Here is a 16,549-nt window from a genome sequence, read left to right on the forward strand (position 1 = left end):
AGAAACCGTGCGACATTCAAAACGATCCGGTCCGTCTTGACGCGAGACGGACCGATTCGTATCGTAATTGTGATGACCAGTTCTCCGGTGGACCGCGGATGGCCGTCATTGCGCGTTGACGAGTGGGAATCGACTCGCCGAACACTGCACATGTGGACCCAGATCGTCGGCAAGGTGCGACTGGCACACGCGCCGCTGGTCAATCATTGGTGGCAAGCGCCGCTGTATGTCTCCCCGCGAGGCTTGACGACGTCGGCCATCCCCGTGGACACACGGCTTTTCGACATGGAGTTCGACTTCATCGACCATGTGCTGGCGGTGCGGGTCAGCGACGGCGGCTCCGGGCGCCTGGATCTGCGCGAGCGATCCGTTGCGCAATTTCACGACGACACGTTCGCGCTACTCGACCGCCTGGGCATCTCGACGCGAATCACCAAGCAGCCCAACGAAGTCGACCCCGCCGTCCCGTTCGCCGAGGATCCGCACCTGGGTTACGATCCTGCCGCCGCCCATACCTTCTGGCAGCAGCTGGTGCAGGCTGACCGGGTGATCGGACGATTCCGTTCCGGGTTCGCCGGCAAAGTCAGTCCGGTGCACTTCTTCTGGGGTTCCTTCGACATGGCGTGCACCCGCTTCTCTGGCCGCCCCGCGCCCCGCCATCCCGGCGGAACGCCGAACTGCGGTGACTGGGTGATGGTCGAGGCCTACTCCCACGAACTGAGCAGTTGCGGATTCTGGCCCGGCGGCGGCGACGAGGGCGCGTTCTACTCGTATGCCTATCCCGAGCCGGAGGGGTTCGCCGACTTCCCCGGCCGCCCCGACGGCGTGTTCTACCACCCCGAATTTCGGCAGTTCCTACTACCGTACGAAACTGCCCGCGCAGCAGCAGATCCGGATCAGTGCGTGATGGACTTCCTCGAGTTCACCTACAGTGCGGCTGCCGATCTGGCGAACTGGGACCGTGCTGCACTGGACATCAACCCCAACCGGTGGAAGACGGCCTGAATCGGGCCACCGAGAAAACCCTACCGCGGCGGGTCACCGCGCCAGCTGAAGCTGTTGACGTACTTGCCCATGTCAAGTGCCAGTTGAAGATTGGCGCCCGACGGTTTACCGGAACCGAAGTCCGGTCCGAAGGCGCGGTACGGCCCCACCGCGCCCGCTACCAACGCCAGGTCGTTCTTGACCGCCACCATCACGATGATGCGCATCCGAGTGGAACTGCTCATCGCGCCCTGAGGCCAGACATCGGCAGCCAGCCCGTACCCGGGTTGATAGCCGACCATGGTGTTCGGTATCTCGTAGGCAATCTTGTTGTCCGGGTAAGTCTGGTTCAACAGATCGTAAGCGACCTCCCGCGCGGTGCGTCCGCCCGCAGGGCGGCTGACCAGTTGCATGGTGCCGCCGTCACCGGCCTGCAGCACCGCGGTGACGCCGTCGTCATGCTGGGTGACGGCATAGGCAGATCCCGCCGCCGGGTAGGACACCGAGAATCCTCCGTCGAGGGAGGTGAACCGGGGATTGACCTCCACCGCGCGGCTCATCGGCGGGCTGCCGCATTCCGGCGGGCAGATGTACTTGGGGGCCGGACGGGAGATCAGGCCGGACACCCCCACCAACCCGCCGGCGACCACGACAATCGCAACCCCGATCACCAGCGCCACGGTGCGGAACTGCGTCGTCGTCGTCGTGGGAGCCGACTCGAAGGTGCCGGAATGGATCGAGTAACCGGGCACCAGACCAACTTTGATGTGACCGGTCGGAGGTTCCTGGGAGATCTGGATCGGGCGTTCGTCGCGCCGGGATCGGCGAGACTCCCGTGAACACGCCCGCATGGCCGCGCCGCAGTTGGCGCAGAACGGCGCATCGGGCACCACGTGGTTGCACTCGATGCACAGGATGGGCTCGTCGATGCGGATTTCGTCCTGTGCTTCGTGCAGCAGCGCCAGATGCAACCCTATCCGCAGTGCGAACAGCGCCAGCGCGGTGAGTGACAGGTGCACTGCCAGTTGCCAGAACTGAGGCAGGTGGGCGACGTCGATCACGCCCAGCGATGCGTAGATCACGATCACCACGATCGCGACCAACACGAGCACACCCCGGACGAATCCGCGATGTTGGTGCTGTTTGGTCGGCGGTCGGGTGAACCAGAGCGCCGTGCCGATGAGGCCTCCGACGGCGGCGGCGGTCAGCGGCATCGCGATCCCACGGATCCCGGCCTCGACCAGGAGACCGTCCAGCGGGCGCACGCGGTTGACCAGGCCGGTGGTGAATTGCGGTGCCAGCCGGGTCAGCGTGGCGGCCGCGGTGAAGGTCAGGGCGCCCAGCGCGCCGATGGCGTAGCCGTCCAACGACTCCCGGTTACCGCCTCGCCAGGTGAACCGCGCTGCCAGGGCCGGAACCAACATCAGCAGCATGCTGCCCACCGGCACCCCGATCCCGTCACGCAGAATCCGTTCGCCCGCGATGCCCGCACCCAGTGGCACTCCATACGCGCGGGCCACAGCGGCCCCGGTCAGCACCGCCCACCCGACGCCAAGCAGAATCCCCGACGAGGTCGTCAGCACCAACGTGCTGCGCGGAATGTCCTGGGATACCCCGGATTCCCGGAGGTACAAGACAAACAGCAGCGGCAGGCCCAGCGACGCCACGGCGATCAGCGCCGCGGGCATCCGCAGGACGGTCACGACAGTCAGGGCGGCCGCCAGCAATCCGAGGCCCATCAGGAACACCCTGCGGGCTCGCGGTGTCAGGTGCGGGAACAGTGAACTCGTCAACGACGGGGTGAGCAGTCGCTGCCCGGAAGCGGCGCTGAAGGCGCGTGCGCGCAACCAGTGCGGGCCGTCCCCGCCGTGGTGCTCAGCCAGCGGCACGCCGCACTGACCGCAGAACTCGCCCGCCGGGACATCCATCTGGCAGACCTGGCATTCCATCATGCCCGGGGCACTCATCAAGCCTGCACCCTCTGCGCAATCGCGATGTTGCGGACCAGATTGTCGACATCCGGGGTCCCGAGTCCGGTCACCAGGTCATAGCCGGGGCCGGCGCTGTCGACGGCGTTGCCTCCCAACGTGATATCGCGGTAGGCGGGTCGCGGCGCACCCTGGGCGATGAGATAGAGCAGCGGGTTGATGTCGCCGATCAGATAGCCACCGTTCTCCAGCAGAAACTGGTCCATCAGGGCGGTCAACCCTGCCCAGATCGGTGCGGACTGTGAGGTGCCACCACCGACGAGCACTTGACCGTCGAGCACGATTTTCATGCCGGTGAACGGGTCTGCCACCGCCGAGATATCCGGAGTCATACGTTTGCCGGTATTGCGCTCCGGTGGCACGGCTTCCGCGGCAACACGTTGCCAAGGCGGCAAGTCGAACAGCGCCGAGAGACCACCGCTGGTGCCCTGGGACAGCGGCACGTCGAACCAGGTCTGCTCCGACACCCATTGCCCGGCGGCGTCGGTGGACAACGTGGTGCCGCCGACACTGGTCATTTCCGGAATCGATGCCACGGATCCGAGGCCGGCGTCCTGCTCGCCCGGAGGAGACGACCAGTCCTGACCACCACGGCATTCCATGCCGGCCAGGTCGCCGCTGGCGCTGAAGGCGGTGGTGCCCTTCGCCTGGGCGGCACGCACTGCCGAGCGGACGGGAGCCAGATCGGCAGCAGTCAGCAACTTGTCGCACCCCCAGCCGATGGAGAAGCTCCACACCGCACCGGGGTATCGGCGATCGGTGTCCTCGAGCATCTCACCGATCTTGCGGTAGCCCCCACCGTCCTCGACGGTGGGATTGGCATTCACCACGACCTTGCGGGCATCGGGTGCAATGGCATGGACCAGTTGAAGATCCATAGACAGCTCGCTGCGGATTTCGTCGGGCACCCCGCCGACGACCTCAGGTACCAAGGGCGGCAACGCGAACATGGTGGTGAAGGCATCCAGGTCGGATTGGCGGAATCCGTCGAACGCGAAGATCACCACGGTGATCCCCTTGCCGGTGAAGCCACCGCGAGCCAGATCGTCGCCGTTGTAGGCGCGCAACAGCCCCTCCGGTGACAATCCGCCGTCGGGTACTGCACGAGGGAAGACATCGGGCCGCATCATCTGGCGCGGTGTGTAACTGAGGATTCGGCCCAGCTCGAACACCTCGGCACGAAGGTGCTCGGGCACCACCGGCTGATGGGGTGAGGCGTAGAAGAGCTGGCCTCGCCGCCCGCGGTAATCCCGCACGGATACACCGAAGGCCCGTTCCACGGCGACCGGTGGCCCCTCGACCACCGCCCAATCGTCACCGGGGCGCCACCGAACCGACAGGGATTGGCCTTTCGCCCAATCCATCAGCCTCGTGGGCTCGGACGCATGGGTCAGTGCGGCGGTGAACTCGATGCTCTCTTCACGCGCCGGCCCCAGGTCGGTGGACGCCTCCAGCAACGAGGCGTAGGGACCCCCGATCAGCTGGCCGTCGGTGCGGGGCTCGCCCACGGACAGACCGATGGCCGCGAGCCCCGCACCAACGAGGACCAAGGCGATCAACGAGCGAAAGGGCGCCGTCCTCATCGCCTTGCCCCTCACCAGTGGATTAGTCGCCGGGAGAGGGATGCTGCAGCGTCGGCTGCGGCGCCACCACCGGCGGCGTGAAGACACCCGAGACGTTCGGGTTGGGCATGTTCTCCGTGGGGCTTACCGTCGGCTCCGACGTGGTCGTCGTGGTCGTGGTCGTGGTGGTGGTGGTGGTCGACTCCTCTGGGGTGCTGCTCTCACTGCTGCACGCCGCGGTGAAGCCGATCATCGCGAGGATCGCACCCCCACCGATAGCCGCCGCAAGGCGGCGACCCGGACGATTCAGTGGCCGCTCGAGGTCGGTCTTCGACATGCTGGATTCTCCTTCGGCAAGGCACAGGTAAAAGCGGCGTGCTGGACCGCAGACCCGAAGCGGGGCACCACAAGTACGTTACGAGTCGGTCCGTCTCGCGTCAAGGCAGAGCGTGACGTTCGAGCGCGACGACAGTCAACCTGCTTATGGACGGCCGCTGAGGCCCGCGCCGAAGATCGACAGTCATGTTGTCATCCCCCTCAGCAGAAGCCCAGACCCGGTTCGTCGACGGGCCGAGCGCACGCTTCGCCTACCGCCGGTTCGGCGCACACTCGGACGTCCCGCTTGTGCTCGCCTTGCGCTTCCGCGGAACGATGGACCACTGGGATCCTGCGTTCCTCGACGAGTTGGCCTCCGAGCGCGACGTGATCATCTTCGACAACATCGGCCACAGCAAAACCACTGGCACCGCACCGACCACGATGGATGCACTCGCGGGCGGTCTCGTCGAATTTGTCGACGCACTGGGTCTTTCCGAAATCGACCTGCTGGGATGGTCGCTCGGCGGCATCGTGGTCCAGGCGGCCACCCTGCAACGTCCCGACCTGGTGCGCCGACTGGTGATCGCAGGCAGTTCTCCCGGCGGTGGTGTTCCCGGTATGCCGCAACCGGATCCCACGGTCTGGCAGGTGGCCACCAAACCGGTCAACGACGACGACGATTTCCTGTACCTCTTCTTCCCGGAGGACGGCGACGGGCACGCACTCGGAGTGAAGTCGCTGAGCCGACTGGCCTCCCGCACCCAAGCCGACGATCACGCTCCGGTGTCGCCGGAGACCATGCAGGCGCAGCTGGCCGTCATCGCGTCGACCGGCTCGAGCGTGTGGGATCGCTTGGGCGAGGTGCGGATTCCGGTCCTGGTGGCCAACGGCGCACATGACCGCATGATCGACGCCTACGCCACCTACGCGATGGCCGGCCGTCTACCCGACGCCAAGGCGATCCTCTACAGCGACGCAGGTCACGGCTTCCTGTTCCAGCACATCGACGATTTCACCGCGGAGGTTCTCACCTTCCTGTTGTAGCCGCGAAGTCGAGGACCACCCGGAAACGCGCGCGGCCCGACATCATGCGCTCATAGGCGGCCGGCGCGTCGGCGAACGGGAGCGGCTCGATCATCGGTGCGATCTGATGGGTGAGCGCAAAATCCAGGTTGTCCTCGTTCTCGATGGCCGATCCGGTCAGGCTCCCCACCACGCTGCGACCACCGAAGATCAGATCCGAACTCTGCACGGGAATCGGCTCGGGCGAGGCGCCCACCACCACCAGCCTGCCGCGCGGACGCAGCCCTGCGACCAGCCCCGCCATGGACGATCCGTTGGCCGCGGTGGCGACCACCGCGGTGGCCCCACCGAGGTCACGCAGAGCCTGGGCGGTGTCCTCGACCGAACTGTCGATGTAGTGATCGGCGCCCAGACTGCGCGCCAGCGCGGCCTTCTCGGTGCCGCGGGCGATAGCGGCGACGCGGTAACCCATCGCCTTGGCGTAGTGGACCCCGAGGTGCCCCAGCCCACCGATCCCCTGCACCGCCACCAGGGTGTTCAGCGGCGCCTGCCCGGTACGCAACGCGTTGAACACCGTCACTCCGGCACACAAGAGCGGCGCGGCGGTCAGCGCGTCGAAGCCGTCGGGGACCCGCACCAATCCGGACGCCCTGGCGTACACCATCTCGGCGTAACCGCCGTCGACCGTGGTGCCCGGCAGGGGCTGATCCGTGCAGTTCACGAAATCGCCGTAGCGGCAGAACTCGCACTGCCCGCACTGGCCTCCCAGGAAACCCAACCCGACGCGGTCGCCCACCTGCCAGCGCCCGTCGACACCAGGCCCTACCGCATCGATGGTCCCGACCACTTCGTGGCCGGGGACCATCGGCTGCGTCGGATCCTCCCGTTGTCCCTCGACGGCCAGCACATCGCTGTGGCAGACGCCGCACGCCAGGGTGCGGATACGCACCTGGCCGTCTGCAGGGTCGCAGACGTCCAACTCCACCATCTCGAAGTTCCGCTGCCCGGTGACCTGATAGGCCCGATATGTGCTCACGCCATCACGACACCAGCTGATGGGTCACCGCGGTATCGGCATCCTGACCAGTCTTGCGGAGCCGGGCATCACCGCGCGTCCCCCGGGTCCATCTCAGTCACGTGACCTATGCCCGGACCGGCGCCCCCAGCACATCCCGCAATTGGTTGCGGCTGGTGATACCCAGCTTGGGGAAGATCTTGTACAGGTGCGCCGCCACAGTCCGGTGGGATACGTATATCCGGTCGGCGATCTGGCGGTTGCTCAGCCCTTGCGCGGCCATCCGGGCTATCTGCAGTTCCTGCGGCGTCAACTCTGCTCCACGATCGTCGACAGCGGACTGACCCGCTAGCTGCACTCCGGCCGCACGCAGTTCGGCACGGGTGCGCTCGGCGAAGGGCAGGGCTCCTCGGGCCTCGAATGTCCGCAGAGCCGGGGACAACTGAGCACGGGCGTCGACGATGCGACGCCGGCGCCGTAACCACTCCCCGAAACACAGTTGGGTACGCGCGTACTCCAGTGGCGCGTCTGCCGCCGCCCCGCACTGGAGCGCAGCACGGAAATGGTGCTCGGTCTCGCGGGGGTCATTCGACACCAGCGCCCGGCCTCGGTGCACCAGCATCGTGATGTGTTCCGAACCCAGTGTCGCCGCCTGCGAGGCAATCTCCTCGATGAGGTGACCTATCGTGTCGCCGCGCCCGGTCCCGGCCGCGGCCTCGGCCAGATCCGCGATGGCCCACCGGCGCGCGCCGCGGTCGCGCGTCATCTGTGCGAGTTCGGTGAACGCCTCGGCGTGATCACGTCTCACCAACCCCGACACCCCGCCGGCCCAGGCCAGATCGTCTGTCCACATCAGCGGCGTGTCACTGGGCAGATGCTGTCGCGCCACAGCCAGAGCCTGCTCCGCCGACCGCAATTCACCCTTCCACGCGTGGATACGGCACAGCAGGGCGGCCGCGGCGCCGACGCTGACGTCCAGGTTGGCGTCGGTGGCGATACGCAGTGCACCCTGTGCGCTGATCGTCGCCTCCTGAAGGTGTCCGGCAATGATCTGCGCCCGCGCCGCCCCGCGCAGCGCCTCGCACTCGATGGTGGGCGCTCCCACCTCGTGGGCCACGCGGATGGCGTCATCCCAACAGTCCTGCGCCACTGCCAGATCGGACACCGACTCCGCGGCCAGACCCATGGACATCAAGGCGGTGAGGTCGCCGTCCACCCGGGCACGCAGGTCACCGGCACGGGCCCGGAAGTCGCTGGCGTACTTGGTGTCGTCGACGGTGGCCAACGCGATGTCGACGCCGGGGTCGGCCAGCGGAGCCAGCGCGTGCAGGCTCTCGGCCACCGCATGCCGGTCCTGCTCGTTCATCCCGTGCATCCGACACTGGGCAGCCGCGGCACCGAGTAGCCGAACCTGTTGCTCTCGTGCGCCTTCTGCGCCGAGTCGGTTCGCCAAGGCCACCAGGTCCAGCACCCTGGGCGCCGCGACACCCGTGCTGATACCCATGGTGAAGCGGGCAAACGCGAGTTCGAACAGATCCATGGTGTCGGCGGCCAGCGGTTCCACTTCGTCCAGGATGTCCAGGGCATCGGCCGTCAACCCCGCCCGGTAGGCAGGCAGGATCGCTGCCACCAGTCGCCGCACCCTGGGTTCCGGTGAGGGCGTCAACACCGCGGCACGCCGCAACGCCGTCGCCGCCTCGTCATTGGCACCTCGACGTTGTGCATGGCCGGCCACGGCTTCCAGCTCGGCGGCAATGGTCTCGTCGGGACCATAGGCTGCCGCCGCACGCTGCCACACCGCACGCGTCGGGTCGGTGGCCGCCTCGGCGAGAGCCCGATGGAACGCCGATCGCTGCGACAGTGCCGACGACCGGTAGGCAACCGACCGGATCAGTGGATGACGCACGCGCACAACGCCGTTACCGAGGACGATCAACTCGCTGCGCTCCAACGGATCCAGATCGTCCTCGCTGAGCCCGATTGTCTGGGCCGCATCGATCAGCTCGGTCAAAGAAACGTCATCGCCTGCTGAGATCAGGGACAGGAGCCGGCAGCTGGCTTCCGGCAAGGACTCCAACTGCTCGAGAAAGATCCGCTCGAGGCGACGGGTGGTCGGCAACGGCGCCGTGCTGGCCAGCACACTCTGTTCGCCCGCCGCGACCACCGCCTTGGTCAACTCGGCGATCGCCAGCGGATTACCGCCGGCAGCCATGAGGATTCGACGCTGCGTCACCTCGCCGAGGCTGGGCTCCCCCGTGGCTGCCACCGCCTCGGTCAGCAGCGCACGCGAGGTCACGTCGTCGACGGGCCCGAGCGGGAAGCGCGACAACGCGACCAGTCGTGTCGGTGCGCCGTCGGAGCCAGGCCGGTTGGCGCACAGCAACATCACCGGCGCAGTCGCCAAGCGGCGTCCGACGAAGGTCAGTACATGCAGGGATGAGCCATCCAACCACTGAGCGTCATCGACGATGAGAATCAGTGGCCGGTGTGCCGCGGCCTCTTCGATCAGGCCGAGCATCGCCACGCCGATCGACAACGGATCGGGGGGCGGATAGGCCGCCATCCCGAATGCCGCCAGCAACGCTTTGCGCTGATGGGTCGGCAACGCCTCGGCGTGGTTCATCAGCGGGTGCACCAGTTCGTGGACGGCGGCGTAACCCACCTTGGTCTGGCACTGCACTCCGGCACACGACAGGACGGCGAACCCGGCATCATCGGCCCACTGCGCGACGGCATCGAGCATCGTCGTCTTGCCGACGCCGGCTTCACCTTCGATGACAAACGCGCAGCCCTCATGGGTGATGCTGGAGGCCGCCGACGTCAGTGATGCGAACTCGTGGGTGCGGCCGATCAACGGCGCCACACGCCCGTGTCCCCGGGTCATGGACTGACCCTAGCACCCCTGAGTAGGATAATCCTATCCAGAAGATCGGGAGCTGCATGAAGAAGAAGCTGAACGACGACTGCCCCATCGCGCGTGCCATGGCAGTGCTGGGTGAACGATGGTCCATGCTGATCCTGCGCGAGGCCATGCAGGGACGGTCCCGGTTCTCCGACTTCCGCAGCGAACTCGGCGTGGCGCCCGACATTCTGAGCAGTCGGCTTTCGGCACTGGTTGCCGCGGGCGTCTTCGAGGTCGTCGACTACCAGGAGCCCGGTGACCGGCGGCGCCAACGTTACGAACTGACCGAGGCCGGTCACGAGGCCAGCACAATCCTTGTCGCGCTGGGACAGTGGGGCCGGACCCATCTGCCGTCGGACACCGACAGTGGCTACCGTTTCGTCGAGACCGCCAGCGGCAAGCCGGTGCGGGCGGTGTTGAGCCGCCGCGACGGCCGGATCATCGAACCCACCGAGGTGCTGCTGGCACCGCGCCCCGGTGAAACAGTCAGCCAACCTATACCGCCCGACGCACCCAACTGAGAACCTGAGCGCCATGAGCACCCTGGTTGACGAGGTCTTGGATGCATACGGCGGAATGGCGCGGTGGAGGAACGTGGAGACCATCCGCGCACACAAGCGGTTCGGCGGTGCCATCTGGTATCTGAAGCAGGTCACCGGCATTGTCGACGAGGGTGAGATCACCGTCTGGATCCAGCAGCAGCACACCTCGCTGCACCCCTTCACCGCCGCTGATCGCAGCAGCGACTACCGGCCACAGCGCGTGGCGATCGAAACCCTGGACGGCGGATGCGTCGACAAGCTCGACGACCCGCGCTCGTCATTCGCAGGCCACGATCTGCACACACCTTGGACTGCACTGCAATTGGCGTACTTCACCGGCTACGCCATGTGGACCTACCTGGCCGAGCCGCTGAATCTCACCCTGCCCGGCGTCACCCTCACCGAGGGGTCGACGTGGACGGAGGACAATCAGAGCTGGCGTCGGCTCCACGTCGACTACCCGCCGGACATCGCCACCCACTGCCCGTCACAGGTGCTCTACATCGACCAACAGGGCTTGATCCGGCGGCGGGACTACCAGGTGGACATCGCCGGCCAATCACCTGCGGCACACTATGTCTCGGACTTCGTGACCGTCGACGGCATTGTTGTTCCAGCCAGGCGGATGATCTACGTGCGCGACGAGTCCGGGCACCCCGTACTCGATCAGCTGGTGGTCTCCATCGAGCTGACGGACATACAGGTCGGGTGACACCGGCGAGTCCTGACGGCGTGCACCTTGTTGCAGCTACCGCAGTTACTCCCACGCCACCTCTGACGGCTCCTTGTCCGGCCGCAGTCCCCGCCAGCTCGGCTGCCGCAGGCGACCGTCGGAGGTCCGCTCGCTGTAGCGCACCTCCCCCACGTACACCGGGTCCACGAAGGTGACACCCCGGGCGTCGGGGCCGACGAGCTCTGTACTGAACGGGGATTCATCAACGGGAGTGAGCATCTTCTTGAGCTTGGTCAGGTCTTTTTCGGTGAATCCGGTGCCGACGCGGCCGGCGAAATCCAGCCCGTCGTCACCGGGAACCCCCATCAGCAGCGCGCCGATGCCACTGGACCGGCCGCCCTCGCCCTGGCGCCAACCGCCGATCACCACCTCCTGGGTGTTCCACAGCTTGTCCTTGATCCACGACGCCGACCGCCGCCCCGGTTGATACGTCGAGTCCTTCTTCTTGGCCACCACCCCTTCGAAGCGGTGTGCGCGCGCATACTCCAGCGCTTGCGACCCGTCGCCGGGAAGCTGTTCGGGGACGATCAGGTCGGTGCCGTCGGCGAAGGCCTCCAGTAGACGACGGCGGTCGGAGTACTTGGCGCGCAACAGGGATCGACCATCCAACAACAACAGGTCGAAGGCCCAGAACTCGATGCGGGTGGAGCGCGCCCGGTTCTGCAACTCTCCGAAACTCGGCACCCCGGTGGAGTCGAGTGCCACCACCTCGCCGTCGAGCACCACATGATGGTCGGCGAGGTCGGCGGCAAGAGACTGCAATTGGGGGAACTCACCGGTGACATCACGGCCGCTGCGGAACCTCAATCTCAGTGTCCCGTGGTCGGCTTCCACCAGCAGCCGGTAGCCGTCCCACTTGCCCTCGAACCCCCAGGTGCCGGATTTCAACTTCGCCACCGATCCATGGCTGGCGAGCATCGGGGCGAAGTCGCCGATTCCTGGCTGGGCCTGCTCCTTCATCCGGTGGGCGATCCAGTTCTTGCCGTCGGTCTGGATCAGCGCGTACCGGCCGGTGATCTTGCTGCCGTGCAGCGTGACGATGACTTCACCCTTTTCATGACCCTTACCGCCCTTGCCGATCGGCCCTCCGTCGACGCCGGCATCCCGGAACTTCTCCGCCTCGTAGGTTCCGGAATCCCAGATGATCACCTTGCCGCCGCCGTACTCGCCTCGCGGGATGTCCCCTTCGAAGGTGGCGTACTCGAGCGGATGGTCTTCGGTGTGGACGGCCAGATGGTTCACCGACGGCGTCTCCGGCAGGTTCTTCGGCACGGCCCAGGACACCAGCACACCGCCGCGTTCCAGTCGGAAGTCGTAGTGTAGCCGCCGCGCATGGTGTTCCTGGATGACGAATGTATTGTCTTTGCCCACTCCAGGTTTCGATGAGGGCACCGGCTCCGGCGTCTTCTCGGCGTCGCGCATGGTGCGGTAGGTGGTGAGCTTGTCGGCCACCGGTGCGTCGGGATCCAGGGCCTCCAGAAGGTCACCGTCGGAGGCGACACGAGCGAGCACCTCGTCGAACGTGAGGTGCTCCAGGGATTCCGGGGCGTCCAGTTCCTCCCAGGTGCGCGGCGCCGCGACCGTCGGCCGCTCGCGGCCGCGCAGCGAATAGGGGGCGATGGTGGTCTTCGACCCGCTGTTCTGGCTCCAGTCCAGGAACACCTTGCCGGCGCGTTGACTCTTGCTCATCGACGAGGTGACCTTCTTTGGCATCACCTGTTCCAGCTGCTGTGCAACACGTTTGGCCAGCACCACCGCACCGCGCGAGGACACCGGGTCCGCGAACCGCGCGTACAGGTGCATGCCCTTGCTGCCGCTGGTCAGCGGGTAAACCGTCAGGCCGACGTCGGCCATCAGGTCACGCACTGCGCGAGCCACCTCGCACAACTGGCTCATCGGTACGTCGTCGCCGGGGTCCAGGTCGAATACCAGCCGGGTCGCCGGTCCCGCCACCCCGGATTCGAAACGCCATTGCGGTACATGCACTTCCAAAGCCGCCTGCTGCGCGATCCAGGCGAGCGACTCCTGGCTGTCGATGATCGGGTACGTGATGCTGCCGGACCCGTGTTTCACGGTGCCCCGCGAGAGCCAGTCCGGCGCGCTGGAGGCCAGCTGCTTTTCGAAGAACGACGGTTGTTCCACACCGTTGGGCCAGCGCTTGCGGGTGGCGGCCCGGCCCGCGGTGTGCGCAACCATCACCTCGGCGATCGCGACGTAGTAGTCGAAGACCTCGGCCTTGGTCGTTCCGGTCTGCGGATAGAGCACCTTGTCGGCATTTGTCAGCCGGACACGTCCCAAGCGCTCCATGACAGCACGGTATACCCGTTGTCGATCACCCCACCCGGATCACCCGGTGGGCCACCCTGGCCACTGCTTCCTCATCGTGGCTGATGAACAACACGCTCACACCTGCAGAGGTCAGACGACGCAGCAGATCCAGAATGTCGTCGCGGCTGTCGTGGTCCAGTGAGGAGGTGATCTCGTCGCAGATCAGCAACCGCGGCCCCGGAGCCAACGCGCGGGCCAGTGCCACTCGCTGTGCCTGCCCGCCGGACAGTGTGCCCGTCCGCCGGGTGAGCAGTGCCGGTTCGAGGCCGACCAGCTCCGTCAACCGTCGTGCCGCACTTGCCCGGCGGTCCCGGGACATGCCGGGCACCAGCCGCAGAGCGTGGTTCAGTTCCACTGCGACGGTGCAGCGGGGATTCAGTGAGCGACGGGGATTCTGGAACACCAGCGCGATGGCGCGCAGCTGATCGGGCGTGCGGGCCGATGCTGCAGGCGCCAGCTCCACGCCGCCGAGCAGGATGCGGCCGGATGCCGGGCGGTGCAGTCCGGCCAGGCAGCGCGCCAGGGTGGACTTGCCGGTGCCCGACCTGCCTACCAGGGCGACACATTCGCCGCGCCCGATGCCGAGCGTCAGACCGTCGAGGGCCGGAACGCGCCCGTACCCGATCGTCAGATGGTCGGCGAGCAAGGTTGGTTCCACAGTCGGGTCCAGCCGCGCGGGAGCCGGACGAGGGGTGAGCGTGGCGGGCTCCCCGGAGGTGAGTCGGCCGCCGCGGACCGTGACGACCTCGTCGACGAGGCAGCGCACCGCTGCCAGATCGTGGGTGATGACGACGAACGTCGCACCGGTTGCGGCACGCAGCTTCGCCAGCGTGGCGACAAGAACCTCGGCGGTCGCGCTGTCCAGACCGGTGGTCGGTTCGTCGAGCACCACCACCGCCGGATCGCCGATCAACGCCATCGCAAGGAGCACTCGCTGCTGCTGTCCACCGGAGAGCTGATGGGGATACCGGCGCCGGAACTGCCGGTCGGTGGGCAGATCCACGTCACGCAGCGCAGTACTGATCTCTGCATGGCCCCGCCTTCCGTACACCCGTTGCACCTCCCGGAAGGCAGTCTCGATCCGTAACGCCGGATTCAGTCCCGTCGCCGGGTCTTGCGGCACATACCCCACAGCGCGGCGATGCGCGGCCGGAAGGCGAACAGTCCCTTGCAAACTCAGCCCCGGTGCAACGGCACCCAGCATCGCAAGTGCCAGGGTGGTCTTGCCCGCTCCGGAGGGGCCCACCAGCGCGATGCTCCCGCCCGCGGCCACGTCGAGGTTCACCTCATCGAGGATCCGTCTGCCGCCGGGAGCAGTGACGGTGACATCCTGCATGTGCAGACCGCCGTCGTGTTCGGTCCGGTTGTGTTGTGACACAGTCGCAGAGCTGCCCACCGGTGATCCCCCAACCTGGTCGGCAAGCAGGTTGACCCCCACAACCAGCGTCGTGATGAGCAGTGCGGGAACCAGCACGCTCAGCGGGGCGATACCGATTCCCGAATGGTTCTCGGCCACCATCAACGCCCAGTCCGGTGCCGGTTGAGCAGTGCCGAGCCCGAGGAAACTACTGGCTGTCACCACGGCGACGGTGGCCGACAACCGGATGCCGGCGTCGGCGATCAGCACCGGACGCAGATTGGGCAGGATCTGGCGGGTCGCGATGCGCCACGTGCTCTCGCCGCGCGCCTGCGCGGCCTCGACGAACCCGGTTGACATCAGTTCGATGGTGGCGGTCCGCACTATCCGCGCCACCCATGGGGTGGACACGATGGCCGTCGCGCACATGATCGCCAGTGGCCCCTTACCGACCGCCGCGGCCATCACCGCCACCAGGAGGAACCAGGGCAATACGATGATGACGTCGACCGGTCGCATCAGCCAGCCGTCGGCGCGGCGGCGCATTCCGGCGGTCAAGCCGATCACCACACCCAGCGCGTAGGAGGCGGTGAGCGCCGTCGCCGCGAGGACGATCAATCGGTGGCCACCGTGGAGCACGCGTGACAGGACGTCTCGGCCCACAAAATCGGTGCCGAGCAGGTGGCGCGCGGACGGTGTCTGGAACGGCATGCCGTGGGCCTCGGTGGGTGAATACGGCGCCAGCATCGGCCCCAACGCCACCAGCACACCCAGGGCCACAAGCATCAGCGCCGCGAAGCTCACTGGGATACGGCTCACCGCCGCAACACATTCCGGCCGGATGGGGTGAGCAGCATCGCCACGATATCGGCGATCAGATAGGCGAACACGCCGAAGGCGGCCAGCAGTACCGCTGCAGATTGCACGAACGGCAGGTCACGACCCGAGATGGCCCTCAGCAGTTCGTGTGCCAGGCCGGGGTAGGCGAAGAGCACCTCCACGATGGCGATCCCACCCACCAGCCCCACCACGGCTCCAGCCAGGGGGTGCAGGGCCGCCGACAGCGCGTTGGGTGCCGCGTGGCGCAACACCAGTCGCCGCTCGGGTATGCCGTTGATCCGGGCAGCCGTGATGTAGTCGCTGCTCATCACCTCGCCCATCTGAGCGCGGGCCACCCGGATGGGATGGGGCGCAAGGCCGCAGAGCAGACACAGTACCGGCAGCACCAGGATCTCCGGCCGCTCCAGGGGGCTGGTGCCTCGGGGTACCAGCGAGACAGCAGGGAACCAGCCGAGTCCCAGCGCCAACCACGAGATGCACAACACTCCGATGACAAACGGCGGCACCGACTCCGCGGACAGGGCCACCGAACTGACCACCTTGTCCAAGCGGGTTCCCGGGCGTGCGCCCGCCGCCAGTCCCAGGGTCACCGACAGCGGGATCAGGATCGCGACGGTGACCGCCGCCAGCACCATGGAGTTGCCCAACAGCGGGGCGATGATCTCCGACACCGGTCGTTGTGACAGCAACGAGACCCCGAGATCACCGCCGGCCAGTCCGGCCGCCCATTCGGCGAATCTCTCCAAAGCCGGACGGTCGAGCCCCAATTCAGCCCTCAACATCTCGAGTTGGCGGGGATCGGGCTGTCCGGCTCCCTGCCGGGACAGCAGGATGGTGGCCGCATCGCCCGGCAGCAGTTCGAACAACCAGAACACCGCGGCGGCGACGATCACCACCACCAGCAGCGCGCCGGCCATCCGACGGGCGAGATAACGAGCCACGGGCGCGTCAGCCGCG

The 16,549-nt window shown here is 66.9% G+C and carries 12 protein-coding genes; 4 read left to right on the forward strand and 8 right to left on the reverse strand.

Annotated elements, in window-relative coordinates; all coding sequences use genetic code 11:
* Positions 1 to 72 precede the first annotated feature (72 nt).
* Entirely contained in the window at positions 73 to 1,005 is a 933-nt protein-coding gene (locus tag BVC93_RS06760; protein ID WP_083736488.1) for a DUF5996 family protein, read from the forward strand.
* Between the two features lie 20 nt (positions 1,006 to 1,025).
* On the opposite strand, the gene BVC93_RS06765 is transcribed toward BVC93_RS06760, so the two are convergent.
* From BVC93_RS06765 to BVC93_RS06775, 3 genes are read right to left on the reverse strand one after another with little or no spacing between them, the layout of a single operon-like run.
* Positions 1,026 to 2,951: a zinc ribbon domain-containing protein gene (locus BVC93_RS06765; protein WP_083736489.1), complete on the reverse strand. Its 1,926-nt coding sequence runs from the start codon at positions 2,949 to 2,951 to the stop codon at positions 1,026 to 1,028.
* Positions 2,951 to 4,555 carry a S53 family peptidase gene (locus BVC93_RS06770; RefSeq protein ID WP_083736490.1) on the reverse strand — a complete coding sequence of 535 codons (1,605 nt, stop codon included), beginning with the start codon at positions 4,553 to 4,555 and terminating at the stop codon, positions 2,951 to 2,953. The genes BVC93_RS06765 and BVC93_RS06770 overlap by 1 nt, the downstream gene beginning before the upstream one ends.
* 22 nt (positions 4,556 to 4,577) lie before the next feature.
* Complete coding sequence (locus tag BVC93_RS06775) at positions 4,578 to 4,871, reverse strand: hypothetical protein (protein ID WP_157516806.1); 294 nt, start codon at positions 4,869 to 4,871, stop codon at positions 4,578 to 4,580.
* Positions 4,872 to 5,056: 185 nt separating this feature from the next.
* Between BVC93_RS06775 and BVC93_RS06780 the strand changes: the two genes are divergently transcribed.
* Positions 5,057 to 5,896 carry an alpha/beta fold hydrolase gene (locus BVC93_RS06780; RefSeq protein ID WP_083736491.1) on the forward strand — a complete coding sequence of 280 codons (840 nt, stop codon included), beginning with the start codon at positions 5,057 to 5,059 and terminating at the stop codon, positions 5,894 to 5,896.
* Here BVC93_RS06780 and BVC93_RS06785 read toward each other — a convergent pair.
* Positions 5,880 to 6,911 carry a zinc-binding dehydrogenase gene (locus BVC93_RS06785; RefSeq protein WP_236950275.1) on the reverse strand — a complete coding sequence of 344 codons (1,032 nt, stop codon included), beginning with the start codon at positions 6,909 to 6,911 and terminating at the stop codon, positions 5,880 to 5,882. The two genes, BVC93_RS06780 and BVC93_RS06785, sit on opposite strands and share 17 nt — an antisense overlap.
* Before the next feature lie 106 nt (positions 6,912 to 7,017).
* The gene (locus BVC93_RS06790) at positions 7,018 to 9,774 is read right to left on the reverse strand and encodes an ATP-binding protein (protein WP_083736492.1); all 2,757 of its coding nucleotides are present in this window, start codon (positions 9,772 to 9,774) and stop codon (positions 7,018 to 7,020) included.
* Positions 9,775 to 9,830: 56 nt separating this feature from the next.
* Between BVC93_RS06790 and BVC93_RS06795 the strand changes: the two genes are divergently transcribed.
* Positions 9,831 to 10,313, forward strand: a complete 483-nt coding sequence (locus BVC93_RS06795; protein WP_083736493.1) for a winged helix-turn-helix transcriptional regulator — start codon at positions 9,831 to 9,833, stop codon at positions 10,311 to 10,313.
* 13 nt (positions 10,314 to 10,326) lie between these two features.
* Complete coding sequence (locus BVC93_RS06800; RefSeq protein WP_083736494.1) at positions 10,327 to 11,046, forward strand: hypothetical protein; 720 nt, start codon at positions 10,327 to 10,329, stop codon at positions 11,044 to 11,046.
* Between the two features lie 45 nt (positions 11,047 to 11,091).
* On the opposite strand, the gene BVC93_RS06805 is transcribed toward BVC93_RS06800, so the two are convergent.
* Genes BVC93_RS06805 through BVC93_RS06815 form a run of 3 tightly spaced genes read right to left on the reverse strand, consistent with a single transcriptional unit; the run spans position 11,092 to position 16,533 of the window.
* Positions 11,092 to 13,374 carry an ATP-dependent DNA ligase gene (locus BVC93_RS06805; RefSeq protein WP_083736495.1) on the reverse strand — a complete coding sequence of 761 codons (2,283 nt, stop codon included), beginning with the start codon at positions 13,372 to 13,374 and terminating at the stop codon, positions 11,092 to 11,094.
* A 25-nt stretch (positions 13,375 to 13,399) separates the two neighbouring features.
* Positions 13,400 to 15,571, reverse strand: a complete 2,172-nt coding sequence (locus tag BVC93_RS06810; RefSeq protein ID WP_157516807.1) for an ABC transporter ATP-binding protein/permease — start codon at positions 15,569 to 15,571, stop codon at positions 13,400 to 13,402.
* On the reverse strand, positions 15,568 to 16,533 hold the full coding sequence (locus BVC93_RS06815) for an ABC transporter permease (RefSeq protein ID WP_083736497.1): 966 nt from the start codon (positions 16,531 to 16,533) through the stop codon (positions 15,568 to 15,570). The genes BVC93_RS06810 and BVC93_RS06815 overlap by 4 nt, the downstream gene beginning before the upstream one ends.
* Between the last annotated feature and the right edge of the window lie 16 nt (positions 16,534 to 16,549).

This window comes from Mycobacterium sp. MS1601, assembly GCF_001984215.1.
Classification (GTDB): domain Bacteria; phylum Actinomycetota; class Actinomycetes; order Mycobacteriales; family Mycobacteriaceae; genus Mycobacterium.